Annotated in this window: 19 protein-coding genes; 12 read left to right on the top strand and 7 right to left on the bottom strand. The window is 70.9% G+C overall.

What is annotated here, in order from left to right; genetic code table 11:
- Window positions 1-117: 117 nt before the first annotated feature.
- Complete coding sequence (locus AMIS_RS40155) at window positions 118-1,755, bottom strand: hypothetical protein (protein ID WP_157434698.1); 1,638 nt, start codon at window positions 1,753-1,755, stop codon at window positions 118-120.
- 363 nt (window positions 1,756-2,118) lie between these two features.
- Here AMIS_RS40155 and AMIS_RS43245 point away from each other — a divergent pair, with 363 nt between their 5' ends.
- The gene (locus AMIS_RS43245; protein WP_014440212.1) at window positions 2,119-2,295 is read left to right on the top strand and encodes a hypothetical protein; all 177 of its coding nucleotides are present in this window, start codon (window positions 2,119-2,121) and stop codon (window positions 2,293-2,295) included.
- 50 nt (window positions 2,296-2,345) lie between these two features.
- Here the strand turns inward: AMIS_RS43245 and clpB are convergent, their stop codons facing one another.
- Window positions 2,346-4,934 (bottom strand): ATP-dependent chaperone ClpB, encoded by a 2,589-nt coding sequence (gene clpB / locus AMIS_RS00460; protein ID WP_014440211.1) that lies wholly within the window; start codon window positions 4,932-4,934, stop codon window positions 2,346-2,348.
- Between the two features lie 131 nt (window positions 4,935-5,065).
- On the opposite strand from clpB, the gene AMIS_RS00455 reads away from it, so the two are divergent.
- The 4 genes from AMIS_RS00455 to AMIS_RS00440 all read left to right on the top strand — a co-directional run bounded on the left by AMIS_RS00455 (window position 5,066) and on the right by AMIS_RS00440 (window position 8,687).
- On the top strand, window positions 5,066-6,286 hold the full coding sequence (locus tag AMIS_RS00455; RefSeq protein ID WP_014440210.1) for a sugar efflux transporter: 1,221 nt from the start codon (window positions 5,066-5,068) through the stop codon (window positions 6,284-6,286).
- Between the two features lie 55 nt (window positions 6,287-6,341).
- The gene (locus tag AMIS_RS00450) at window positions 6,342-6,836 is read left to right on the top strand and encodes a cation:proton antiporter regulatory subunit (RefSeq protein ID WP_014440209.1); all 495 of its coding nucleotides are present in this window, start codon (window positions 6,342-6,344) and stop codon (window positions 6,834-6,836) included.
- Window positions 6,837-6,900: 64 nt separating this feature from the next.
- Window positions 6,901-8,052 carry a cation:proton antiporter gene (locus AMIS_RS00445; protein WP_051042350.1) on the top strand — a complete coding sequence of 384 codons (1,152 nt, stop codon included), beginning with the start codon at window positions 6,901-6,903 and terminating at the stop codon, window positions 8,050-8,052.
- A gap of 188 nt (window positions 8,053-8,240) precedes the next feature.
- Window positions 8,241-8,687, top strand: coding sequence for a hypothetical protein (locus AMIS_RS00440; RefSeq protein WP_041829481.1), 447 nt, complete (start codon window positions 8,241-8,243; stop codon window positions 8,685-8,687).
- A 54-nt stretch (window positions 8,688-8,741) separates the two neighbouring features.
- On the opposite strand, the gene AMIS_RS00435 is transcribed toward AMIS_RS00440, so the two are convergent.
- From AMIS_RS00435 to dnaK, 4 genes are all read right to left on the bottom strand, one after another.
- Window positions 8,742-9,182, bottom strand: coding sequence for a heat shock protein transcriptional repressor HspR (locus AMIS_RS00435; RefSeq protein ID WP_014440206.1), 441 nt, complete (start codon window positions 9,180-9,182; stop codon window positions 8,742-8,744).
- A 21-nt stretch (window positions 9,183-9,203) separates the two neighbouring features.
- On the bottom strand, window positions 9,204-10,406 hold the full coding sequence (gene dnaJ / locus AMIS_RS00430; RefSeq protein ID WP_014440205.1) for a molecular chaperone DnaJ: 1,203 nt from the start codon (window positions 10,404-10,406) through the stop codon (window positions 9,204-9,206).
- Between the two features lie 103 nt (window positions 10,407-10,509).
- Entirely contained in the window at window positions 10,510-11,130 is a 621-nt protein-coding gene (gene grpE / locus AMIS_RS00425) for a nucleotide exchange factor GrpE (RefSeq protein WP_014440204.1), read from the bottom strand.
- Entirely contained in the window at window positions 11,127-12,983 is a 1,857-nt protein-coding gene (gene dnaK, locus AMIS_RS00420) for a molecular chaperone DnaK (protein WP_014440203.1), read from the bottom strand. The genes grpE and dnaK overlap by 4 nt, the downstream gene beginning before the upstream one ends.
- Before the next feature lie 217 nt (window positions 12,984-13,200).
- Between dnaK and AMIS_RS00415 the strand changes: the two genes are divergently transcribed.
- Genes AMIS_RS00415 through AMIS_RS00405 form a run of 3 tightly spaced genes read left to right on the top strand, consistent with a single transcriptional unit; the run spans window position 13,201 to window position 17,933 of the window.
- On the top strand, window positions 13,201-15,066 hold the full coding sequence (locus AMIS_RS00415; protein ID WP_041829480.1) for a GTPase domain-containing protein: 1,866 nt from the start codon (window positions 13,201-13,203) through the stop codon (window positions 15,064-15,066).
- Window positions 15,063-16,715 (top strand): GTPase, encoded by a 1,653-nt coding sequence (locus tag AMIS_RS00410; protein WP_014440201.1) that lies wholly within the window; start codon window positions 15,063-15,065, stop codon window positions 16,713-16,715. The genes AMIS_RS00415 and AMIS_RS00410 overlap by 4 nt, the downstream gene beginning before the upstream one ends.
- A 33-nt stretch (window positions 16,716-16,748) precedes the next feature.
- Window positions 16,749-17,933 carry a hypothetical protein gene (locus tag AMIS_RS00405; protein ID WP_014440200.1) on the top strand — a complete coding sequence of 395 codons (1,185 nt, stop codon included), beginning with the start codon at window positions 16,749-16,751 and terminating at the stop codon, window positions 17,931-17,933.
- A gap of 20 nt (window positions 17,934-17,953) precedes the next feature.
- Here AMIS_RS00405 and AMIS_RS00400 read toward each other — a convergent pair whose 3' ends face one another.
- Window positions 17,954-18,211: a hypothetical protein gene (locus tag AMIS_RS00400; protein ID WP_014440199.1), complete on the bottom strand. Its 258-nt coding sequence runs from the start codon at window positions 18,209-18,211 to the stop codon at window positions 17,954-17,956.
- Window positions 18,212-19,489: 1,278 nt separating this feature from the next.
- Between AMIS_RS00400 and pdhA the strand changes: the two genes are divergently transcribed.
- From pdhA to AMIS_RS43240, 4 genes are all read left to right on the top strand, one after another.
- A complete protein-coding gene (gene pdhA, locus AMIS_RS00395; RefSeq protein ID WP_014440198.1) occupies window positions 19,490-20,632 on the top strand; it encodes a pyruvate dehydrogenase (acetyl-transferring) E1 component subunit alpha in 1,143 nt (380 codons plus the stop codon).
- On the top strand, window positions 20,629-21,618 hold the full coding sequence (locus tag AMIS_RS00390) for an alpha-ketoacid dehydrogenase subunit beta (RefSeq protein WP_041830374.1): 990 nt from the start codon (window positions 20,629-20,631) through the stop codon (window positions 21,616-21,618). Before pdhA ends, AMIS_RS00390 begins: the two co-directional genes overlap by 4 nt.
- Entirely contained in the window at window positions 21,615-23,072 is a 1,458-nt protein-coding gene (locus AMIS_RS00385) for a dihydrolipoamide acetyltransferase family protein (RefSeq protein WP_014440196.1), read from the top strand. The genes AMIS_RS00390 and AMIS_RS00385 overlap by 4 nt, the downstream gene beginning before the upstream one ends.
- Window positions 23,073-23,273: 201 nt before the next feature.
- On the top strand, window positions 23,274-23,411 hold the full coding sequence (locus AMIS_RS43240; RefSeq protein WP_172666554.1) for a hypothetical protein: 138 nt from the start codon (window positions 23,274-23,276) through the stop codon (window positions 23,409-23,411).
- Window positions 23,412-23,611 lie beyond the last annotated feature (200 nt).

Raw genomic sequence — 23,611 nt, 5'->3', positions numbered from 1 at the left:
GCCGTCCGAGGGCTGGCTTCCCGGTGCCGAGTGCGGCGAGGGCCACCGATGGAAGACCGGCCCGCCGATGTCGGCGGGCCGGTCCGGGTCAGATCTCAGGTGGGCCGGGTGGGCGGCTCAGGCAGGTGGCCGCGGCGGCTGCTCACTCTCCGGCCGGTCACGGTCGGACCCGCCCATCGAGCCGTCGCCCAGCTGGCGAGTGCGGTCGGCATCCTGCGACCCGGTGCGGTCGGCGTTCCCCGTGCCGGGGGAGTCGGCGTTCCCCGTACCGGTGGAGTCGGCGTTCTGCGCGCCGGTGTGGTCGGCGTTCTGCCGGACGGCAGGGTCGGCGTTCCGCGCGGCGGTGGGGTCGGTGCCCGGCTCGCCGGTGGGGTCGCTTTCCGGCCGGCCGCCGGCCGGGAACGGGGGCGGTGCGGCCCACGGGTCGCTCGGCGGCAGGCTCGCGGGCGGAGCCGCTGGAGTGAACGGCGCGGGAGGCGCCGGGGTGAACGGCGCGGGAGGTGCGCTCGTCGGTGGGGTGCCGGGTGCGTCGGTTCCGGCCTGCCCCGGATACGGCGGAAGCCCCGGCGCCGGCTGACCCGGCTGACCGTACTGTTCCGGCGTTCCGAAGTGGCTCGCCTCGCCCGGCTGCCCCGGATGCGGCGGCTGGCCGGCTCCGGGCTGACCCGGGAACGCCGGAGGCCCGGACGGCGGACCGTAAAAAGGCGGACCAGCAGGCGGCCCGGACGGCTGCCCAGGCGGCGGACCGTAGGGCGGCGGACCGTAGGGCGGCTGCCCAGGCGGCGGACCGTAGGAGGGCTGCCCAGGCGGCGGCCCATAGGGCGACTGCCCAGGCGGCGGACCGTAGGAGGGCGAGCCGGCAGGCGGCCCATAGGACGGCGGCGGCCCGTAGGAGGAGGAAGGCGGCCCATACGGCCCCGGCGAACTCGGCGCCGACGACCCCGGATACCCACCTTCCGCGCCCCCGGGCGCCCCGCTACCCGGCGTCCCCGGATACGGCTGCCCGTAGGTCGGCTGTCCCGGCGGGTAACCACCGGGCGCCGGATACCCACCCGGCGGCGGGAAACCTTGCGGCTGACCACCGGCCGGCGGGTAACCCCCACCGGGCGGGAACCCACCGGGCGGCAACCCACCGGGCTGCGGATATCCCGCGTAACCCCCGTACCCGGGATACCCGGTTCCCGGCTTGCGGAAGAAGGCGTTCGCCGCCGGCAGCGCCAGCAGGATGATCACCGCGATCAGCGCGAGCACGGTGAGCACGGTGAGGGTCCAGAGGACGGGCTCGTACCAGCCGGGCATCGAGTCCGCGACCGCGGCGTCGACCTGGGCGTCGCTGGGCAGGCCCGCGCCCTCGCTGGAGTTGACCGCCCCGCCGGCCGCGTTCGTCAGGCCGAGCGCGTTGCAGCACAGGCCGATGCCGGCGAACACCCAGGTCGTGATCCGGGAGCCGTTCGCACCGCGGCTGTTGAAGTAGGACAGGGTGGCGAGCCCGGCGGCGAGCACCGCGTACATCAGGGCGAGGATCACGATCACGACGGCCGCGATGGTCTCGCCCTCGCTGGCGAGATCGGACCCCGCGTACGCGTCCCGGTAGGCGTCCTGGACCGCGCCGATGGTGAGCAGCGCCGCGATCGCGTTCAGCACCTGCAGGAACGCCACGCCATAGAGCAGGTATGACGACGTGGTGACGACGCCCGGGCGCGATGGACGCGCGGCGGGTGCCGGGTTTGGGGTGGGATATATGGGTACGGTCACACTGCCCTCCTCTAGATCCATTTACGGTATCGGTCGGAGGCCATATCACGCGACAGCACCTCACGGTCAGCGACGATGTGGCAGCATCGGGCGACGACGTACCGGCGAAACGACACGATGACCCCGGAAACGTCGCTCTTTCAGGGGGCGGCACACCATGACGCGCCCGCCTACACTTCGATTTCGTGGCGTCCAGCTGGCAGCAGAGACCTCCGGCGGACCGCCCTGCCCGTGACACGAGTCGCCCGCCCCGCGCACGCATCTCCGGGGCCGAGGCAGACCGGTTTCGGGCACCCATCCCATTAGGCGGGCCGCGTGACCACACCGCGGCTGCCCCAGAGCTGACAAGGACCGGTGAGTCCCATGCCCCACGCCGACACCCTGACCGTCGTTCACCATGACGACACCCGGACGCGGTTCAAAGACGTCCGTTACCAACTGCACCGCGACGGCATACGGATCTGGTCCGCTGACGGCGAGCACGCCATCACGGACGTCCTGATGACACACGCCTACCGGCAGCGGGAGGTGGAGAGCTAGAAGGAAACGGCCCCGGGGAGACCCGGGGCCGTTTTCTTGTGCACGAGAGCTCAGACGCCGCGCCGGACGGCCAGGCCGTCCTTGCCCTCGCTGAGCGAGACCAGCACCACGTCGCCGTCCCGGATCTCGCCGCTCAGCAGCGCCTTGGCGAGCAGGTCGCCGATCGTCGACTGGACCAGGCGGCGCAGCGGGCGGGCGCCGTAGATCGGGTCGTACCCGTGCTCGCCGAGCCACTCCACCGCCTCGGGCATCACCTCGAGCCTGAGCCGGCGCTCGGCGAGCCGGTCGCGTAGCCGGCCGAGCTGGATGTCGACGATCGCGGTCAGGTCCGCCTTGGTGAGCGCGTGGAAGACCACGATGTCGTCGAGCCGGTTCAGGAACTCCGGCTTGAAGTGCGCCCGGACCGCCGCGAGAACCTCGTCGCGGCGCTCCTCGTCGCCCATCGTGAAGTCGGCGTTCGCCGAGCCGAGGTTCGAGGTGAGCACCAGGATCGCGTTGCGGAAGTCGACGGTCCGGCCCTGGCCGTCGGTGAGCCGCCCGTCGTCGAGCACCTGCAACAGCAGGTCGAACACGTCCGGGTGGGCTTTCTCCACCTCGTCCAGGAGCACCACGCTGTACGGCCGGCGCCGCACCGCCTCGGTCAGCTGGCCGCCCTCCTCGTACCCCACGTATCCGGGCGGCGCACCGACCAGCCGGGCCACCGAGTGCTTCTCCCCATACTCACTCATGTCGATGCGGACCATCGCCCGCTCGTCGTCGAAGAGGAAACCGGCCAGCGCTTTCACCAGCTCGGTCTTGCCGACGCCGGTGGGGCCGAGGAAGAGGAAGCTGCCGGTGGGCCGGTCCGGGTCGGCGATGCCGGCCCGGGCGCGGCGGACCGCGCTCGCGACCGCGGCCACCGCCTCCCGCTGGCCGATCACCTTGCCTTGCAGCGACTCCTCCATGCGCAGGAGCTTGGCGGTCTCGCCCTCCATCATCCGGCCGGCCGGGATGCCGGTCCACGCGGAGACGACCTCGGCGATGTCGTCGGCCCCGACCTCCTCCTTGACCATCGGCGGCTCGTCCCGCTCGTCCTCGGCGTCGGACGCCGCCTGGATCTCCTTCTCCAGGGTGGGGACCACCTCGTAGAGCAGCCGGGAGGCCTCCAGCAGGTCGCCGTCGCGCTGGGCCCGCTCCTGGGCGGCCCGCGCCTCGTCGAGCTGCTTCTTCAGCTCACCCACCCGGTTCAGCCCGCCGCGCTCGCGCTCCCACCGGGCGGTGAGCGCGGTGAGGTCCTCCTCGCGGTCGGCGAGGTCCCGGTCCAGCCGCTCCAGCCGGGCCACCGACGCGGGGTCGGTCTCCTTGCTGAGCGCCAGTTTCTCCACCCGCATCCGGTCGACCTGCCGCTGCAGCTGGTCCAGCTCGACCGGCCGGGAGTCGATCTCCATGCGGAGCCGGGACGCGGCCTCGTCGATCAGGTCGATCGCCTTGTCCGGCAGGAACCGGTCGCTGATGTAACGGTCGGAGAGGCTGGCCGCCGCGACCAGCGCGGCGTCGGTGATCTGCACCCGGTGGTGCGCCTCGTAACGTCCCTTGAGGCCGCGCAGGATGCCGATGGTGTCCTCCACGGTCGGCTCGCCGACGACGACCGGCTGGAAGCGGCGTTCCAGGGCCGGGTCTTTCTCGATGTGCTCGCGGTACTCGTCGAGCGTGGTCGCGCCGACCATCCGCAGCTCGCCCCGGGCCAGCATCGGCTTGAGCATGTTGCCGGCGTCCATCGAGCCCTCGCCCTTGCCGGCACCGACGACCGTGTGCAGCTCGTCGAGGAACGTGACGACCTGCCCGTTCGAGCCGCGGATCTCCTCCAGGACGCTCTTCAGCCGCTCCTCGAACTGGCCGCGGTACTGCGCGCCGGCGACCATCGCGCCGAGGTCGAGCGAGACCAGTTTCTTGTCGCGCAGCGTCTCCGGCACGTCGCCGGCGACGATCCGCTGGGCCAGGCCCTCGACGATCGCGGTCTTGCCGACGCCCGGCTCACCGATCAGCACCGGGTTGTTCTTGGTACGCCGGGAGAGCACCTGCACCACCCGGCGGATCTCCGCGTCCCGGCCGATGACCGGGTCGATCTTGCCGTCCCGAGCCAGCGCGGTGAGGTCCACGCTGTATTTCTCCAGGGACTTGTAGGTCTGCTCGGGGTCGGCCGTGGTCACCCGCCGCTCGCCGCCGCGCACCTGGGGGAACGCCGCGACCAGCGCTTCCTCGGTGGCGCCGGCGCTCTGCAGGGCCTGGCCGACCGCGCCGCCGACCCGGGCCAGGCCGGCCAGCAGGTGCTCGGTCGACACATACTCGTCGCCGAGCGGCTTGGCGATCAGGTCGGCGGACCCGATCGCGTTCACGAACTCGCGGGAGAGGCTGGGCTCCGCGGTGCTCGCGCCGCGGGCGGACGGCAGTTGCTCCAGTGCTCGGGCGGCGGCCCGGCGCACGTCAGCGGGGTTGGCCCCGACCGCTCGCAGCAGCGCGGTCGCGGTCGACCCGCCGGTGTCGAGAAGCGACAGCAGCATGTGCCACGGCTCGACCGTGGCATGCCCGCGGCTGCCGGCGTCGGCGACCGCGGTGGTGATCACTTCGCGGCTCTTGGTGGTCAAGCGTTCGGTGTTCATGTGCTCCCCTGAACGGATCCCAGTCAAGCAGACTTGAGCGTAAGCAACTCAACTTTAGCGCGCGCGGAAAAGGCGTGACGGCCACCACCGGAGCGGCGCAACAACAGGAAAGAACCCGTAACGTACGAACTGTGTCGCTGCCCCAAGTAACGCGACGGCTCCTTCCGCTCGGTCTCGTCTTCCTCACCACCGGCATCGCCACCGCCGTGGTCGGGCCCTTCGTCGGGCTCTTCCTCAGCACCGCGGTCGACGCCACTCCGATCCAGGTCACCTTCTTCCTCGTGGTGTCGTCGCTCTCCGGCGTCCTCATGTCCTGGGCGATCGGCCGGATCTCCGACCGGCGTCCGATGCGTCGCACCCTGTTGATCATCGCGGCGCTCGCCGGCTGTGCCGGGAGCGGCCTCACCGCCGTCGTCCGCGACTACTGGGTGCTGCTCGCGCTCACCGCGACGGCGACGGCGATTGCCGGGTCCCTCTTCCCACAATCCTTCGCGTACGCCCGTCAGGTGCTCCAACGCGACGATCCGGCCCGGGCGGCCATGGGGATCAGCACCCTGCGCACGGTCTTCTCGGTCGCCTGGGTCGGTGGCCCGTCACTCGCCGCCGCCCTGCTCGCCACCGGCGGTTTCGAGTTCGTCTTCGGGGCGGCCTCGATCACGTACCTGATCGCCGCCCTGGTCGCGATCCGCTGGCTGCCCGAGGTGGAGGCGCCGGCCGCGTCACACGACGGCCGTCAGGTCTCCGGCAAGGCGCCGCGCGTCCTCTTCGTGATCCTGGCCGGTTTCGTCCTGCTGCAGACCGCCATGGTCCTGGGCGTGCAGGCGCTGCCGCTCTACCTCAGCGCGGAGCTGGGCGGCTCGGTCGGCGACGCCGGCCTGCTCCTCGGGCTCTGCGCGGCGCTGGAGATCCCGCTGATGCTCGGCTTCGGCTGGCTCTCCACCCGGGTGCCGCTGCGGCTGATCATCATCGGCGGTACCGCCTGCGCGGTCGTCTACCACGTGCTCACGGTCACGGCGAGCTCCGTCTGGATGCTCGCCGTCGCACAGCTCCCGAACGCCGTGTTCATCGCGGCGACCTCCGGCCTGGGCATCTCCTACGTGCAGGACATGATGCCGCGCTTCCCGGGCCGGGCGACGACCATGTTCACGAACACCTTCCCGATCGGCAACATCCTGGCCGCCCCGCTCTTCGGGCTGGCGCAGCAGTACGGGTTCCGGCTGGCGTACCTGATGAATCTGATCCTCGTCGCGCTCGGCCTGCTCCTGCTCGTCGTGGCCCGCCCGAGGACCGCCCCGGAGCCGTCCGGTCCCGGCGCCGGCATCCCGGAAAAGGTCGCTGAGCAGGCGCAATGATCACGATGTCTGTTTCCGGGCGGGAACGGGCCGCCTGGGGGCTACCGTAGAGATCGTGCGCGTACGGGTGGAACAGACTCCGCTGCCGGGAATAGGCGTCCGCCATGACCTGGTGACCTCCTCCGGCCGTACCGTCGGGGTGGTCTCCCACCGCAACGGCAGACGCGACCTGGTGCTGTACGACGTGGACGACCCCGACGCGAGCCTGGCCTCGATCCCGCTCACCGACGACGAGGCGGAGGCCCTGGCCGACGTCCTCGGCGCGTCCCTGATGCTGGGGCAGCTCGCCGGTCTGCGGCAGCAGGCCGCGGGCCTGCTCACCGAGCAGGTGGCGTTGCCCGCCGGCTCCCCGTTCGTCGGCCGGCGACTGGGTGACACCCGCGCCCGCAGCCGGACCGGTGCGTCGATCGTGGCGGTGCTGCGCGACCGGGAGGTGATCGCCTCCCCCGAGCCCTCGTTCCGATTCGAAACGAACGACGTGGTCGTGGCGGTCGGCACCCGGCAGGGCCTGGACGGCGTGACAGCCATCCTGGCCGGCGACGACGGCTGAGCCAGTGCAGCACGACACGACGATCCTGCTCATCGAGATCGGCGCGCTGCTTTTCGGTCTCGGCATGCTGGGCCGGATCGGCCGTCGGTTCGGCCTGTCCCCGATTCCTCTCTACCTGCTGGCCGGGCTCGCGTTCGGGCACGGCGGGCTGGTGCCGCTCTCGGCCAGCGAGGAGTTCATCGGCATCGGCGCCCAGATCGGCGTCGTGCTGCTGCTCGTCATGCTCGGCCTGGAGTACTCGGCCGACGAGCTGGTGGACAACCTGCGCGCGGCGGCGCCGGCCGGCCTGATCGACATGCTGCTGAACGCGTTGCCCGGCGCGGCGTTCGCGCTGCTGCTCGGGTGGGGCTGGGAGGCGGCGCTGGTGCTGGCCGGCATCACCTGGGTCTCCTCGTCCGGCGTGATCGCGAAGGTGCTCGGCGATCTGGGCCGGGTCGGCAACCGGGAGACACCGGTGATCCTCTCGGTCCTGGTGATCGAGGACCTGGCGATGGCCTTCTACCTGCCGATCGCCACGGCGGTGCTGGCCGGCAGCGGGCTGGTCCCGGGTCTGACCACGCTCGGCGTCGCGGTGGTCACGGTGGTGGCGGTGCTGGTCGTGGCGATCCGGTACGGCGGTGAGATCAGCCGATTCATCTCGGTCAAGGACCCGGAGGCGCTGCTGCTCAGCGTCCTCGGCCTGACGCTGTTCATCGCCGGGGTGGCCGGCGAGCTCAAGGTCTCCGAGGCGGTCGGCGCGTTCCTGGTCGGCATCGCGCTCTCCGGCCCGGTCGCGCACCACGCCACCCAGATGCTCTCCCCGCTGCGTGACCTGTTCGCGGCGGTCTTCTTCGTCTTCTTCGGGCTCTCCACCGATCCGGCCGACATGCCGGCCGTGCTGCTCCCCGCCTTCGCGCTGGCCGTGCTCACGATGTTCACCAAGGTCCTCACGGGCTATCTGGCCGCCCGGCGTGCCGGCATCGCGCTGCCCGGCCAGGTCCGTGCCGGTCTCGCGCTGATGCCGCGCGGCGAGTTCTCCGTGGTCATCGCGGGCCTCGCGGTCGCGTACGGGGTGGACGCCCGGCTCGCCCCGCTCGCCACCGCGTACGTGTTGATCACCGTGGTGACCGGGCCGATGCTGGCCCGGCTGCCCGACTACCAGTGGTTCAAGAACCTGGTCCGGAAGCGGATGGCGGCCCAGGCGGCACGCGCGAAACCCCTGCCGACACCGGAGTGACGCCCGTCTCCAGAGGGAACGCCCAAAGTTACTGTCCAGTATCTGAATGTGAAGCCTTGACACTTCCGCTGAAACACTCAGCGCGCTACCGTCTCGGAGCGACGACTCTGAGTATTGGGACGTTCGATGCCCGTGACCGGTGGAGTGAGGCCGGACCCGCGGGGCGGACGCATGAGTGAGGCGGCGGCGTGAGCGTGCGTGAAGCAACATTCCTCGGATTCGGGAATCCGGTCGATCCCCGGCCGGACGAGCTTCAGGCGTGGGCGTACCACCCTGAGTCGGTCCCGCTGAACACCATGCCGCGCGACTGGGACCTGCTGATTTCCGGCGACGTGCTCGGCCCGACCCTGTTCGAGCTGGCCATGGACCGGCAGTGCCCGGCGCGGCGATTCGCACAGCACTGCATGTACATCTACGCCGCGGACGGGGTGCGGCAGAACGCGAGCGGACAGCGCAAACGCCGGCTGAAGAAGTTCGTGGAGCGCGCCGAGGAGGTCGGCGACGAGCCGATGCAGATCTGGGCGCACAACTGCCGGGTGCTGATGACCCGGCCTGAGCTCTTCGATCACCACGACTGGATGGAGGGCGGCCTGGTCCGCCACCCGCGCCGGCTGGGACTCTTCAACCGACGGTAATAACTTAGTGACTACAGGTGGTGAACGGCGGCCTCTCGATCGAGAGGCCGCCGTTCACTTGTCCGGGGAGCGGCGCGGCCGCCACACCACCAGCGCCGTCGAGTGGGTCTCCTGGCGAACAAGGTCCCGGCCGGCGTACGGACTGCGCATCGCCTCCAGCTGGGCGATCCGGTCGTACGCCGCGTCGAGCTGTTCCGCCAGCTCCGCCAGCTGCTGCTGGAGGTCGCCGACGAGCTGCTCCAGCCCGATGATGCGTTTGATCCCGGCCAGGTTGACGCCGTCCTCCTGGCTGAGCCGCTGCACCTCGCGAAGCAGCGCGACGTCCCGTTCGCTGTACCGACGACCCCCGCCGCCCGCCCGGCCCGGCTGCACCAGCCCGAGCCGGTCGTACTGCCGGAGCGTCTGCGGGTGCATCCCGGCAAGCCGTGCGGCAACCGAGATGATCAAAACCTTCGCGTCGGAGGCTTCCGTCGAGACGTGGATCTCTTCATACATGTGCCACCTCCCGTGAGGGTCCTAACCAGCCCGGCGCATCCGGGCGTCGAGTCGCTCGCGCCCCGGGGGCGGGGTGAGCTTCGCGAATTTCTCCAGGGCGTCCCGGGCCTCGTCGCTGACGACCGCCGGGATTTGCACGTCGACCGTGACGATCAGGTCGCCGGCCTGGCCCTCCTTGCGCACCACACCCTTGCCCCGCGCCCGCAGCTTGCGACCGCTCGGCGTGCCGGCCGGCACCCGCAGGGTGACCGGGCCGTCCAAGGTGGGCACCTTCAGGTCGGTGCCGAGAACGGCTTCCGCCATGCTGATCGGCACGGCCAGCGTCAGGTCGTCGCCGCTGCGCCCGAACAACTCGTCCGGCCGCACCTTGACCTGCACGTAGAGGTCGCCCGCCGAGCCACCGCGGTCGCCCGGCTCGCCCCGGCCGCTGAGCCGGATGCGCTGACCGTCGGCCACGCCGGCCGGGAATCGCACGTTGATCGTCCGGGTCTTGGTGACCCCGCCGGACCCCCGGCACTCCGGGCATTTCTCGTCCACGATGCTGCCCGAACCCTGGCAGTCCCGGCACGGCTCGGAGAAGCTGAACGAGCCCTGATTGCTGGAGATCATGCCGGTGCCCTGGCATTTCGGGCAGGCCCGCGGTGTCGTGCCGGGTTTCGCCCCCGACCCGCGACAGGTGTCGCAGGCGCCCGGGGTACGCAACGTCAGCGGCAGGGTGGTGCCGCGGACCGCCTGGACGAAGTCGAGTGTCACCTCGGTCTCGACGTCACGCCCGCGCTGCGGGCCACGCCGTGCCGCGGCCGGACCGGGGCCGCCCGCGCCGCCGCCCGAGAAGATCGAGCTGAAGATGTCCGAGAAGCCGGTGCCGCCGAACCGGCGGTCCGCACCGGCCCCGCCACCCGCAGCGCCGCTGAACCCGCCGAACAGGTCGGACGGGTCGAACTGGGTGCCGCCGCCGGGACGTGCGCCCCGGCGGAACGCGCCCGAGCCGAACAGCGAGCGCATCTCGTCGTACTCTTTGCGCTTCTTGTCGTCGGCGAGCACGTCATAGGCCTCGGAGGCCGCCTTGAACTTCTCCTCCGCTTCCTTGTTGCCAGGGTTGCGGTCGGGGTGAAGGTCCCGGGCGAGCTTTCGGTACGCCTTCTTGATCTCGTCGGGTGAGGCGGACTTGTTCACGCCGAGCACGGCGTAGAAGTCCTTCTCGAGCCAGTCCTTCGAGCTCATTCAGTCCACCTCCTCGACTTCGCTGTGAGGACCCGCCCGCCGGCGAACCGGCGGGCGGGGCACGACACAGAGTTCACTCCGGTCCGGCTCACTCAGGGCCTGCTCACTCAGGATCGGCGACCGCGACCATGGCCGGGCGGAGCAGCCGCTCGCCCAGGCTGTAACCGCGGCGCATCACCTCGACGCAGGTCGGCTCCGTGACGTCGGCGGAGGTCTGGTGCGCGACCGCCTCGTGGAGGTTCGGGTCGAACGCGTCGCCCTTCTCCCCGAACGCGACCAGGCCCAGCTTGCCCGTCACCGCGGTGAGCTGCTCCGCCACCGAGGCGAACGGACCGACCAGGTCGCCGTGCTCGCGCGCCCGGTCGATGTCGTCGAGCACCGGCAGCAGAGCAGTGAGCACCGTGCCGGTGGTCTGCTCCGCCGCGGCGCCCCGGTCGCGGTCGACCCGCTTGCGGTAGTTCGCGTACTCCGCGGTGACCCGCTGAAGGTCGTGGGTCCGCTCGTCGAGCTCACTGCGCAGCGCGCCCAACTCGGCGCCTGCTGCAGTGGCTGTGGCGTCCTCGGACACCGGGCTCTCGTCCTCCTCCTCGGGGGCGCGATGTGCGCCGACCGGCTGGTTCACCGGCTCCCCGGCGGGAGTCTCCTCGGCCGACTCGTCGATCTCGCCCTGGATGACTTCCCGCTCGGTCGCCTGACCGTCGTTGTCGTCGTCCTTGGCTGTCACTTCTTGTCGTCCTCCACGATCTCGGCGTCCACGACGTCGTCGTTGCCGCCGGCCGACGGGCCCGCACCGGTCGCGCCACCCGGGGCGCCACCGGCCTCCGGACCGGCCTGCGGGGCCTCACCCTGCGAGTAGAGCAGCGAGCCGGCCTCCTGGGAGACCTGCGAGAGCCGCTCGTGCGCCGACTTGATCTTCTCGATGTCGGTGCCGCCGAGGGCGCCGCGCAGCTCGCCGAGAGCCTCGCTGATCTTGCTCTTGTTCTCCTCGGGGAGCTTGTCGCCGCTCTCCGCCAGGAACTTCTCGGTCTGCCACTGCAGCTGCTCGGCCAGGTTGCGGGCCTCGGCGTCCTCGCGGCGCTTCTTGTCGTCGTCCGCGTGGTCCTGAGCGTCGCGCATCATGCGCTCGATGTCTTCCTTCGGCAGCGCGGAGCCGCCGGTGATCGTCATCTTCTGCTCCTTGCCCGTGCCCAGGTCCTTGGCGGACACGTGCACGATGCCGTTCGCGTCGATGTCGAAGGAGACCTCGATCTGCGGGACGCCGCGCGGGGCCGGCGCGATGCCGCTGAGCTCGAAGGTGCCGAGCTTCTTGTTGTACGCCGCCATCTCGCGCTCGCCCTGGTAGACCTGGATCAGCACCGAGGGCTGGTTGTCGTCAGCCGTGGTGTAGACCTCGGAGCGGTGCGCCGGGATGGTGGTGTTGCGCTCGACCAGCTTGTGCATGATGCCGCCCTTGGTCTCGATGCCCAGCGAGAGCGGGGTGACATCGAGCAGCAGGACGTCCTTGACCTCGCCCTTGAGCACACCGGCCTGCAGGGCCGCGCCGACCGCGACGACCTCGTCGGGGTTGACGCCCTTGTTCGGCTCGCGGCCGATCAGGCTCTGCACCAGCTCGGTGACCGCCGGCATACGCGTCGAGCCGCCGACCAGGATCACGTGGTCGATGTCGGAGAGCTTGACGTCGGCGTCCTTGATCGCGGACTCGAACGGGCCCTTGCAGCGGTCGAGCAGGTCCTGCGTCATGCGCTGGAACTCGGCCCGGCTCAGCGAGGTGTCGAGGTGCAGCGGGCCGTTCGCGCCGGCCGTGATGTAGGGCAGGTTAATGCTGGTGGTGGTCGCGGCGGAGAGCTCGATCTTCGCCTTCTCCGCGGCCTCACGCAGACGCTGCAGGGCCATCTTGTCCTGGGAGAGGTCGATGCCGTGCTCGCCGCGGAAGGTCTTGACCAGGTGGTCGATGATCCGCTGGTCCCAGTCGTCGCCACCGAGGTGATTGTCACCCGAGGTGGACTTGACCTCGATGACGCCGTCGCCGAGCTCGAGCAGCGAGACGTCGAAGGTGCCGCCGCCGAGGTCGAAGACCAGAACCGTCTGCTCCTTGGAGCCCTTGTCCAGGCCGTAGGCGAGAGCGGCCGCGGTCGGCTCGTTCACGATCCGCAGCACGTTCAGACCGGCGATCTCACCGGCCTCCTTGGTGGCCTGACGCTGGGCGTCGTTGAAGTACGCCGGGACGGTGATCACGGCGTCCGTGATCGTCTCGCCCAGGTACGCCTCGGAGTCGCGCTTCAGCTTCATCAGAACCCGCGCGGAGATCTCCTGCGGGGTGTACTTCTTACCGTCGATGTCGATCGACCAGTTCGTGCCGACCTCACGCTTGACCGAGCGGATGGTCCGGTCGGGGTTCGTCACCGCCTGACGCTTGGCGACCTCGCCGACGAGCACCTCGCCGTTGCGGGCGAAGGCGACGATCGACGGAGTCGTCCGGGAGCCCTCCGCGTTGGCGATGACGGTGGGCTCGCCTCCTTCCAGAACGCTGACGCAGGAGTTCGTGGTGCCGAGGTCGATGCCGACCGCACGTGCCATGGTGTTCCTCGCTTCGCTAACCGACTTGGTTCGTACCAGGGTTGAGTGGAACCGACTCAATGATGCCACGGTGACAGAGAACGTCAAATCGAAGTTGAGCCAGAGCGACGCAAGTCGGCCTGTGAGGTGGGTGATTCGGAAATCACCTACATACCTGTCCGGTCACGGCATACCGGGACCCGTTGTCCTGGGTGCATAGATCGTGCACGCTTTACCCGTGACGACGCACGGAGACGCGGTCGGTCCGTCGGCCCTTTCCGCCGCATCGGACGAGCCCGCAACGGAGGAAAAGAGCCAGGTCAGCGGTGGCCCATCAGAGCGTACGGGGAGTGACCAAGGCCGGCCGGTAAACCAGGAAAATGGCATTCCTCCCGCTTTGGGACGCCTTGCCACGGCACTGAGTGGTTTGCGCTCGGCGCTGGGCGCGGTCTCCTACCCCCTGGTCATGCCCTCCGCCGACGAGGCCCGGAAGGTCGGCGCGGCGCTGCTCTCTCAGCTCGACGACTATCTGCTGCCCCGCCTGGCGCGACTCGACGCCCCGCTGCTCGTGGTCGTCGGCGGATCCACCGGCGCGGGCAAGTCGACCCTGGTGAACAGCCTGGTCCAGGCACCGGTGAGCACCGCCGGCGTGTTGCGGCCCACCACCCGGTCACCGGTGCTGGTGGCGAACCCGTCGGATCTGAACTGGTTCGGCCGCGGCGGGCTGCTGCCCGGCCTGGTCCGGACGGGTGAGCAGAGCACCGATCCGAACGCGCTGCAGGTCGTCGGCGCGCCGTCGATCGGTCCCGGCGTGGCGCTGCTCGACGCGCCCGACATCGACTCGGTCGTGGACCACAACCGCAAGCTCGCGGCACAACTGCTGGCCGCCGCCGACCTCTGGCTCTTCGTCACCACCGCCGCGCGGTACGCGGACGCCGTCCCGTGGGAGCTGCTGACCACCGCCCGGCTGCGCGGCACCGTGATCGCCCTGGTGCTGGACCGGGTCCCGGTCGACGCGGCCGCCGAGGTCGCCGCCCACCTCGGCGAGATGCTCACCGCCCGCGACCTCGGCTCCGCGCCCCTCTTCGTCATCCCGGAAACCCCTCTGGGCGGAAACGGGCTGCTGCCGGAAGCCGCGGTCGGCCCGATGCGACAGTGGTTCTCCCAGCTCTCCGCGGACGCGAACGCCCGCGCCGCGGTGGTCCGGCAGACCCTCGACGGCGCGCTCGGCGCGCTGGCGCCGGCGCTGCACGGGCTGGCCGAGGCGGCCGACGAGCAGATGCGCACCGCGCAGACGCTGGACGAGCGGGTCGAGGCGGCGTACCGCAACGCCCGCCGCACCACCGAGGAGGGCCTGCAGGACGGCCGGCTGCTCCGCGGCGAGGTGCTGGCCCGCTGGCAGGAGTTCATCGGCACCGGCGAGTTCCTGCGCAGCCTGGAGTCGCGGGTCGGCCACCTGCGGGACCGGCTCGTCGCGGCGATCAGCGGCCGGCCGGCGCCCGGGCGGAACCTGCAGGTCGCGATGGAGTCCCAGCTGGTCACCCTGCTGCGCGGGGTGGCGGCGGACGCGGCCGAGCAGGCGTACGCGGCCTGGCAGTCGCACCCGGCCGGCGCCGCCCTGCTGGAGCCGGGTCTGCAGAAAGCCTCCGACAACCTGCCGCAGCTCGCCGACCGCCTGGTCCGTGACTGGCAGCAGTGGGTCCTCGACGTGGTCCGCCGGGAAGCCGCCGACAAGCGCACCGTGGCCCGCGGCGCCGCCTACGCGGTGAACGGCGTCGGCCTGGCCGTGATGATCGCGGTCTTCACCACCACCGCGTTCATACCGACCGGCCTGGAGGTCGCGGCCGGCGCGGGCAGCGCGGTCGCCGCGCAGAAGGTGCTCGAGGCGGTCTTCGGCGACCAGGCGATCCGCACGCTCGCCACCCGCGCCCGCACCGAGCTGCTGGCCCGGGTGGATGATCTGCTCGCCGCCGAGGCCGCCCGGTTCACCGAGCGGACCGCGACGGTACGCCTCGAGGCCGAGCCGGGCGCGCTGCTGCGCCGGGTCGGCGCCGAGGTGGAGGCGGCAAGGAAGGAACTAGCGTTGACCGGGTCGGGGCAATGAACGTCGTGGAGAAGAGAGTGGACGCCCAGGATCTGGCGCGACGGCTCGAAGCGCTGTCCCGGTTCCTGCGGGTCACCGGGCCGTACCTGCCGGACGGCAAGCTGGTCACCGCCCACACGCTTGTGGAACGGGCCGGCAACCGGCTCTCGCTCTCCCTGGACCACACCGTGGTGGCGCTCGCCGGCAGCACCGGCAGTGGCAAGTCCAGCCTGTTCAACGCCCTGGCCCGGTTCAAGCTCTCGCAGGTCGGCGTGCGGCGGCCGACCACGGGCACCGCGCACGCCTGCGTCTGGGGCCCGCTGGAGCCGGCGAACCGGCTGCTCGACTGGATCGGGGTGCTGCCGCGGCAGCGATTCGTCCGGGAGAGCGCGCTGGACGGCGACGACGAGGTGGCCCTGCACGGCCTGGTGCTGCTCGACCTGCCGGACTTCGACTCGGTGGAACGCGCGCACCAGCTGGAGGTGGACCGCCTGCTCGGGCTGGTCGACCAGATCGTCTGGGTGGTCGACCCGCAGAAGTACGGCGACCGGGTGCTGCACCGGGCGTACCTCTCGCAGTTCAGCTCGCACGCCGGCGTGACGATCGTGGTGCTCAACCAGGCGGACCGGCTGAGCCCCGGCGACACCGAGGTGGTGCTCAACGATCTGGGCCGGCTGCTCGAGGAGGACGGGCTGGGCGGCACGCCGGTGCTCGCCTCCTCGGCGAAACAGCCGGGGATGCTCACCGAGCTGCGCGAGGCGCTGGAGACGACGGTGGCCGCCCGGCAGGCCGCGCTGCGCCGTCTCGCCGCTGACCTGGACACGGTCGGCGAGGAGCTGGCCGCCACGATCGGCCCGCCGGCCGCCGAGGACGAGGTGGACCGGAGCACGGTCCGCCAGCTGGCCGACTCCCTCGCGGCGTCGGCGGGGGTGCCTGCGGTGGCCGACGCGACGGCTCAGGCGTACCGGCAGCGGGCCACCGCGGCCACCGGCTGGCCGCTGGTCCGCGGGCTGAGCCGGCTGCGGCCGGACCCGCTGCGCCGGCTGCACCTGGGCGAGAAACCCGCCACCGACCCGGTCTCCACCGACATCGTGCCGCGCACCTCTGTCCCGGCCGCCGGCGCCGCGCAACGGTCCGCGGTCGGCATCTCGGTCCGCGCGGTCGCCAGCCGGGCTGCCGCGCCGCTGCCCGAGGTCTGGGCGCCGGCGCTGACCACCGCGGCCCGGTCCCGGGCCGACGATCTGCCCGACGCGCTGGACCGGGCGGTCGCCACCACCGATCTCGGCGTGACCAAGGCCCCGGTCTGGTGGCGGGTGATCGGCGCGCTGCAGTGGGTGCTGCTGGCGACCGCGGTGGCCGGCCTCGGCTGGCTGATCGCCGGGTACGCGGTCCGCGCCCTCGGCCTGCCAGAGTTCGACAACCCGATGGTGGGCGCGGTCCCGCTGCCGACGTTGTTGCTGCTCGGCGGCCTGCTCGCCGGGTTGTTCCTGTGGCTGCTGCTGAAGCCCCTGATCGCGGCCGGGGCCCGCCGCGCCCGGCGCCGCGCCGAGCAGCGACTGCGGTCCGCGGTCACCGACGTGGCCCGGGGGCACGTGGTGGCGCCGGTCCGCGAGGTGCTGAACGCCTACGCCCAGGCGAGAGAAGCGCTCGGCGTGGTGCGTTCGGAGTAGGTCAGCCAGGTGTCCCGGGCGTAGGCTCGCGACATGCCGGCACCCCAGACCGCGTACGAGGCCGTTCTGCACGCGGCCCGCGATGTCACGAAGCTGGGCTGCGCGCTCGACGCGGAGATGCTCGGCGCGGCGTTGCTGGGCAGCGTCTACCAGGTGGCCGACCGGCACCGGGCCGATGCGGTGCGCGACTTCGTGGGCCAGTTCCTCAGCAAGACCGGCCCGGTGGCGGAGGCGGTGACGATCCGGGAGGTCTTCGCCGCCCTGGTGCCGGACGCCGACGGCGCCGCGGCGGTCGGCCACGACGACCGGGCGCCGTCCTGGGGCGCTCAGCTGGGCCGGGTGCGCCCCACCGGCTGCTTCGCGTACGGGGACGTCTACGGCGACCAGACCTCCTACGTCGTTACGTTCGCCTACGAGGACAGTTCGGACGGCGGGCCGGAGCACGCGGTGGTGGCGGTCGTCGACCACAACATCGGCATCACCAAGGACCTGTTCGTCACCGCCGCGGCCGACACCCTGCTCAGCCAGGTGCGCTCGCTCTGCGAGGCGGACGAGCTGATCTGGTTCCGCACCGAGGACCCGGGCCGCCTGCGCGACGAGGTCGGCCGCCACCTGGAGATCACCGACGACCTGAGCGAGCTGCCCTCGGACGGCTCGATCGCCACCGACCGCGCGCTCGCCGCCGCCCGGCTGGCCCTGCTGCCGGAGCTGACCACGCCGCCGCTGGAGGAGCCGTCCGGCGGCCTGGCCGGTGGCGACCTGGCCCGGGATTTCGCCGACTCGCCGGAGGCCGCCGCCGAGGGCCTGCCGGACGCGGACCTCAACTCGTTCGGCTTCTGTCTGAGCCTGATCCTGGACCACGCGGACTCGCTGCCCGGCGGCGACCCGCTGCGCTGGAGCCCGGCCGTGGCCGGGCTGTTCCTGCTGGACTGGGTGCACCGGCGCGCCGTGCTCGACATCGACGACGCCGCGATGCTGCCGCAGGTGGTCCGCGCCTGGACGGCCTATGCGGGCCGCAAGCGGGGACTGCCGGCGGCCGCGATCGACCAGACCAGGTCCGTGGTGGAGGAGCTGGTCCCGGAGTTCGCCCGGCTCTACAGCACCGGTGAGCGCCGCAGCCCGGCCACGGCGGCGGTCGCCCAGCTGATCGCCGAGGGCGTCGACCCGAGCGACACGTCCGCCATCGAGGCCTGGCTGGAGGCCAACCGCGACGACTAGGCCGTCATCGAGGGTCCTGCTCAGCGGCGGTTCGAGTAGTGGTCGTTCGTCGGCTCGACGTGGTGGCGGCCCACCCGGGTGCTCCGCTGCCAGGCTGCCTCGCTCCAGTCGTCGGTGTCGGCGTGCTCCGCCCGGTGCGCGCCGTGGTAAGGGCGGTTCACCATCCGGTCCTCGCTGGATCGGGGCTGGGTGAGCAGCCGGTGCACGTTGAGTCCGCGCTCCGGGTAGCTCTGTTCGAGGATGCGGGCTGGTCGGATGTTGTACGGGCGATCGGCCATGGTCGTTCTCCGGCTGGCTCGGACCGGTCGGGCGACCGGCCGCTGTGGACTGTTCGGTGCCGGGACGGGTTCTCCCGGGACGTGGCGGCCGCACAGCGCCGCCAATGCGGTTCGGGCTCTTCCTCGTCCGGCACGTCGGGGAGGCCCGGCACGGTGGGAAATCCGCGCGGCTTCCCGGGCCGGTTCACGTCGTGGTCCTCGGGCACCACGGGCAGACCGCGGAGCACCGGGAAATCCCGGATCCGAGGGCTGCGGGGACGGCTCGGCGGCGGACTGCGGCGGGCAGGGGACGGATCCTGACGGGCAGGGGACGGGTCCTGACGATGAGGGGACCGGCCCTGACGATCAGGAGGCGAATCCTGGCGATCCGGAGAGCGCCGACGATCGGACGGCTTCTTGCGGGGTTTCGCAGGATTCGAAATCGCCGGCTCTTCCGTCACCCCCGTGGCCCGCTTCTTCGCCGGACGCGGTGCTCTCTTAACCCCGTACCCCCGCTGGGTCTGATCTTTATCGGTCAGACCCGGTCCCGTAGCGGAAGGCGCGGCACCGGCCTGAGGAGACGGTGACCGCGAGGGGGAAGCCGGCGCGGAGGCCGGCGGACCGACCGGTCCGGTGGCCGGCGGCGGCAGGAACGGCACGTCCATGGCGCCCGGCCGATCCCGCCCGGAGATCTCACGCGAACCGGTGGTCAGCACGGCGAGGGTCGGCACCGAGGCCAGCCCCACCAGAAGCGCCACCATGATCACGTAACGGCGGGTCGGCCCGGCGAATCCGTGGTCCTCGCGATACACCCCGTCGATCCTCTTGCGCAGCACCTTGGGGGGCGGCGCGAAGTGGTCGTCGTCGGGCAGGTGCGGCACGCAAGGCTCCCAGTTCGAACTGCACGAACAAAGATCCATCTGGATCCGTTCCGGACAACTGACGCAACGATGCATTCCGCATTCGGCAGCGGCACAGCGGAGCCATTCGTACTAGAGTGAGAGCACAAAGACCACTAAATCGGACAAATACCGTTAACGATGCGTCAGGAGAAAACCTCTATTTGTGATCCACGCAGTCTGTAACCGAGGTCACTCCCTCTGTCAGGATGGGGTCGACGGCACCGCCGCCGTCGCCTTTCGCCAACCAGCGGGGCTTCGGCGGGTCGTCCCGGCAGTACGAGCAGCCGGAACATGCCGCGCGGCAACCCCACCCGGGCCAGGCGCGGCCAGCCCCAGTGGTCAGCCGCGTGGCCGGGAGACACCCGCCGCGGGCGCAGAGAGGAAACAGGAGACACGGATGGCGAAAGGCGAGCGCGACAAAGCCGGGAACGACGTTCCGGCCGGCGGCTTCGTCCAACTGCTGACCCCGGACGGCGAGCGCATCGACAGCGCGACCACCGCCGACGGAAGCATCTACACCGTCGATTTCAGCGACGAGGAGTACCGGGAGCTCTACCGGGATCTGGTGACCGTCCGACGGCTCGACGCGGAGGCCGTCGCCCTGCAGCGGCAGGGCGAGCTCGGCATCTGGGCCAGCCTGCTCGGTCAGGAAGCGGCGCAGGTCGGTTCCGGCCGCGCGCTGCGCCCGCAGGACATGGCGTTCCCCACCTACCGCGAGCACGGGGTCCTCTACTGCCGCGGCATCGACCCGATCATGCCGTTCGGCCTGTTCCGCGGCGTCGACCAGGGCGGCTGGGACCCGAACGAGTTCCGGTTCAACACCTACACGATCGTGATCGGCTCGCAGACGCTGCACGCCACCGGGTACGCCATGGGCGTCACGATGGACGGCAAGACCGGCGGCACGGACGGCGAGGCCGTGATCGCGTACTTCGGGGACGGCGCCACCAGCCAGGGCGAGGTCAACGAATCGTTCGTCTGGTCCGGCGTCTTCAACGCCCCCATCGTCTTCTTCTGCCAGAACAACCAGTACGCGATCTCCGAGCCCCTCGAGCGCCAGACCCGCGTCCCGCTCTACCAGCGCGCCGGAGGTTACGGCTTCCCCGGCATCCGGGTCGACGGCAACGACGTGCTCGCGACCTACGCGGTGACGCGCGCCGCGCTGGACAACGCCCGTACCGGTCAGGGCCCGACCCTGATCGAGGCGTACACCTATCGCATGGGCGCACACACCAGCTCCGACGACCCCACCCGCTACCGCATCTCCAGCGAGGTCGAGTCCTGGAAGGCGAAAGACCCGATCAAGCGGCTCAAGGCCTTCCTCACCAAGCAGCAGCTGGCCGGCGACGACTTCTTCGGCGAGGTGGACGAGACCGCCGGCGCGCTCGCCCTGGACCTGCGCGAGCGGGTCCTCGCGATGCCCGATCCGCAACCGGTCGCCATGTTCGACCACGTCTATCCGAACGGTTCGCCGGAAGTGGCGGCGCAGCGGAACGCGTTCGCCAGATACCAGGCTTCGTTCGAGGGGAGTGGGCACTGATGACCGAGACGATCAACCTGGGCAAGGCGCTCAACCACGGCCTGCGCCGCGCGCTGGAGAACGACCCCAAGGTAGTGATCATGGGGGAGGACGTCGGCAAGCTCGGCGGTGTCTTCCGGATCACCGACGGCCTGCAGAAGGACTTCGGCGAGGACCGGGTGATCGACACCCCGCTCGCCGAGGCCGGCATCATCGGGACCGCTGTCGGCCTCGCGATCCGCGGTTACCGGCCGGTCTGCGAGATCCAGTTCGACGGCTTCGTCTTCCCGGCCTACAACCAGATCGTCAGCCAGGTCGCGAAGATGCATTACCGCTCCAAGGGCAACGTGCGGTTGCCGATCGTCATCCGGATCCCGTTCGGCGGTGGCATCGGCGCTGTCGAGCACCACTCCGAGTCCCCCGAGGCGTACTTCGCGCACACCCCCGGTCTCAAGGTGGTGACCTGCGCCAACCCCGCGGACGCGTACTCGATGATCCAGCAGGCGATCACCTCGGACGACCCGATCGTCTTCTTCGAGCCGAAACGGCGGTACTGGGAGAAGGGCGCGGTCGATCTCGACGCGCCGCTGTCCGGGGCCTTCCCGCTGCACGCGGCACGGGTGGCCCGGCCCGGCTCGGCCGCGACGCTGCTCGCCTACGGCCCGATGGTCAAGGTGGCGCTGGACGCCGCCGCGGCCGCCGCCGAGGACGGCCGTGAGCTGGAGGTCATCGACCTGCGCTCGCTCTCCCCGGTGGACTACCCGACGATCTTCGAGTCGGTGAAGCGGACCGGCCGCGCGGTCGTCGTGCACGAGGCGCCGGGCAACCTGGGCCTCGGCGCGGAACTCGCCGCCCGGATCACCGAGGAGTGCTTCTACTCCCTGGAGGCGCCGGTCCTACGGGTCACCGGCTACGACATCCCCTATCCGGCGGCACGGGCCGAGGAGGAGTACCTCCCCGATCTCGACCGTGTGCTGGACGCCGTCGACCGCGCGTTCGGCTGGTGACGCCGATGTCCCGGATCAAGGAATTCAACCTGCCCGACCTGGGCGAAGGCCTCACCGAGGGCGAGATCCTGGCCTGGCTCGTCAAGGTCGGCGACACGATCGAGCTGAACCAGCCGATCGTCGAGGTGGAGACGGCGAAAGCAGCAGTCGAGATCCCCGCCAAGTGGGCCGGCGTGGTCACCAAGATCTTCCACGAGGCCGGCACGGTGGTCGAGGTGGGCAAGCCGATCATCTCGATCGACACCGATCCCGGCGCGGGCCCGATCGCCGAACCCGCATCCGCCCCATCCGCTCCCGCCGCAGGTGACGACCCGGAGGCCGGCCTCATCGGTGGTCCGGCTCCGGGCGGCCGCACGGCGGTGCTCGTCGGTTACGGCCCGAAAACCACAACCGCAAAGAGAAGACCCCGATCGGGTACGCCTGCGACTCCCACAAACGCAACGGCGGCCACCCCGCCTGCGGCGGCTCCCGGCATCCCGGCCGTCCCGCTCGCGATGGCATCGCAGGAAACGCCGCAACCCGTCCGGCCCGCGCCCGCCCCGATCACGGCAACCGTGGGTGGACCGGTTCTGGCGAAACCGCCGGTCCGCAAACTGGCCCGGGATCTCGGCGTGGACCTCGCAACGATCATCGGCACCGGCCCGTCCGGGTCGGTGACGCGCGACGACGTACAGAAGGCAGTGGCGCAAGCCGTCGCCGAGCCGGACCTGACCCCCGCGCCCGCGCTGAACGGCGCCGCGGAAACCGGGTCGCGGGAGCAGCGGATCCCGATCAAGGGAGTGCGGAAGCTGACCGCGGCCAACATGGTCGCGTCCGCGTTCACCGCGCCGCACGTCACCGAGTTCCTCACGGTCGACGTGACCCGGACCGTGAAGACGCTGGAGAAACTGCGCGGCCGGCCCGAGTTCGCCGAGCAGAAGATCTCCCCGCTGCTGCTCGTGGCGAAAGCCGTGCTGCTCGCGATCAAGCGATACCCGATGGTCAACTCCACCTGGTCCGGCGAGACCGGCGAGATCATCGTGAAGGAGTACGTGAACCTCGGCATCGCGGCCGCGACCGAGCGCGGGCTGATCGTCCCGAACGTCAAGGACGCCGGCCGGCTCGCCCTGCCGGAGCTGGCCACCGCGCTCAACGACCTGATCCGGAAGGCCCGCTCGGGCAAGACGCCGCCGTCCGACATGGCCGGCGGCACGTTCTCGATCACGAACGTCGGCGTGTACGGCGTCGACACCGGCACGCCGATCCTGCCGCCCGGCGAGTCGGCGATCCTGGCCCTCGGCGCGATCCGGCCGACACCGTGGGTGCACAACGGCAAGATCAAGATTCGCCAGGTCACGACCCTCGGGCTCTCCTTCGACCACCGGATCATCGACGGCGAACTGGGCTCGAAGTTCCTCCGGGACGTCGGCGCCTTCCTCTCCGACCCGAAGACGGCGATGCTCACCTGGGGATAGATTCTTTCGGCCCGGACGGGTGCGGACCTTCGATCCGTAAGCAGATGACCCAGCTCACCCCCAAATAGTTTGGAAAGCTCCTCATTGGAGGCGCATACTCGGATCAACACCGAGACGTGCGCCGAGGTGACCGCCACAAGCGGGACCGGTCGCGCTCGTCATGAGCAAGGCCGGCCAAGAGCCGGGGAAAGAAGCAGGGCCATGAGCATGATCGACCGCATCCGCCGGCGTCGGATGATCAGCCGCCAGAACCGCGCCATCGACCGCGCCATGCAGTCGGCGCCCACGCAGGCGATGCGTGACGAGATCGCCTTCTTCTCGCAGAGGCAGCCCAGCTGAACCAAGGGCGCATCTTCGAGGGGTTATGAGCAACGAACGGCCCGTCCGGATCATCCGGACGGGCCTTTTCGTGTCAAAAACCACTCTTGAAGATCGGACACCGGTCCCTCCGGGGCGTACACCGGGATTCCTCCGGTCGCCGACGCCCGGTACGGTTGGGCACGGTCCTCAAGCCGGCGCGGCCGGTCGGCGAGGGGGAC

Source organism: Actinoplanes missouriensis 431 (assembly GCF_000284295.1).
Classification (GTDB): Bacteria; Actinomycetota; Actinomycetes; order Mycobacteriales; family Micromonosporaceae; genus Actinoplanes; species Actinoplanes missouriensis.
Note: the sequence above shows the minus strand (reverse complement) of the source record. Positions and strands in the feature narration are given on the sequence as shown.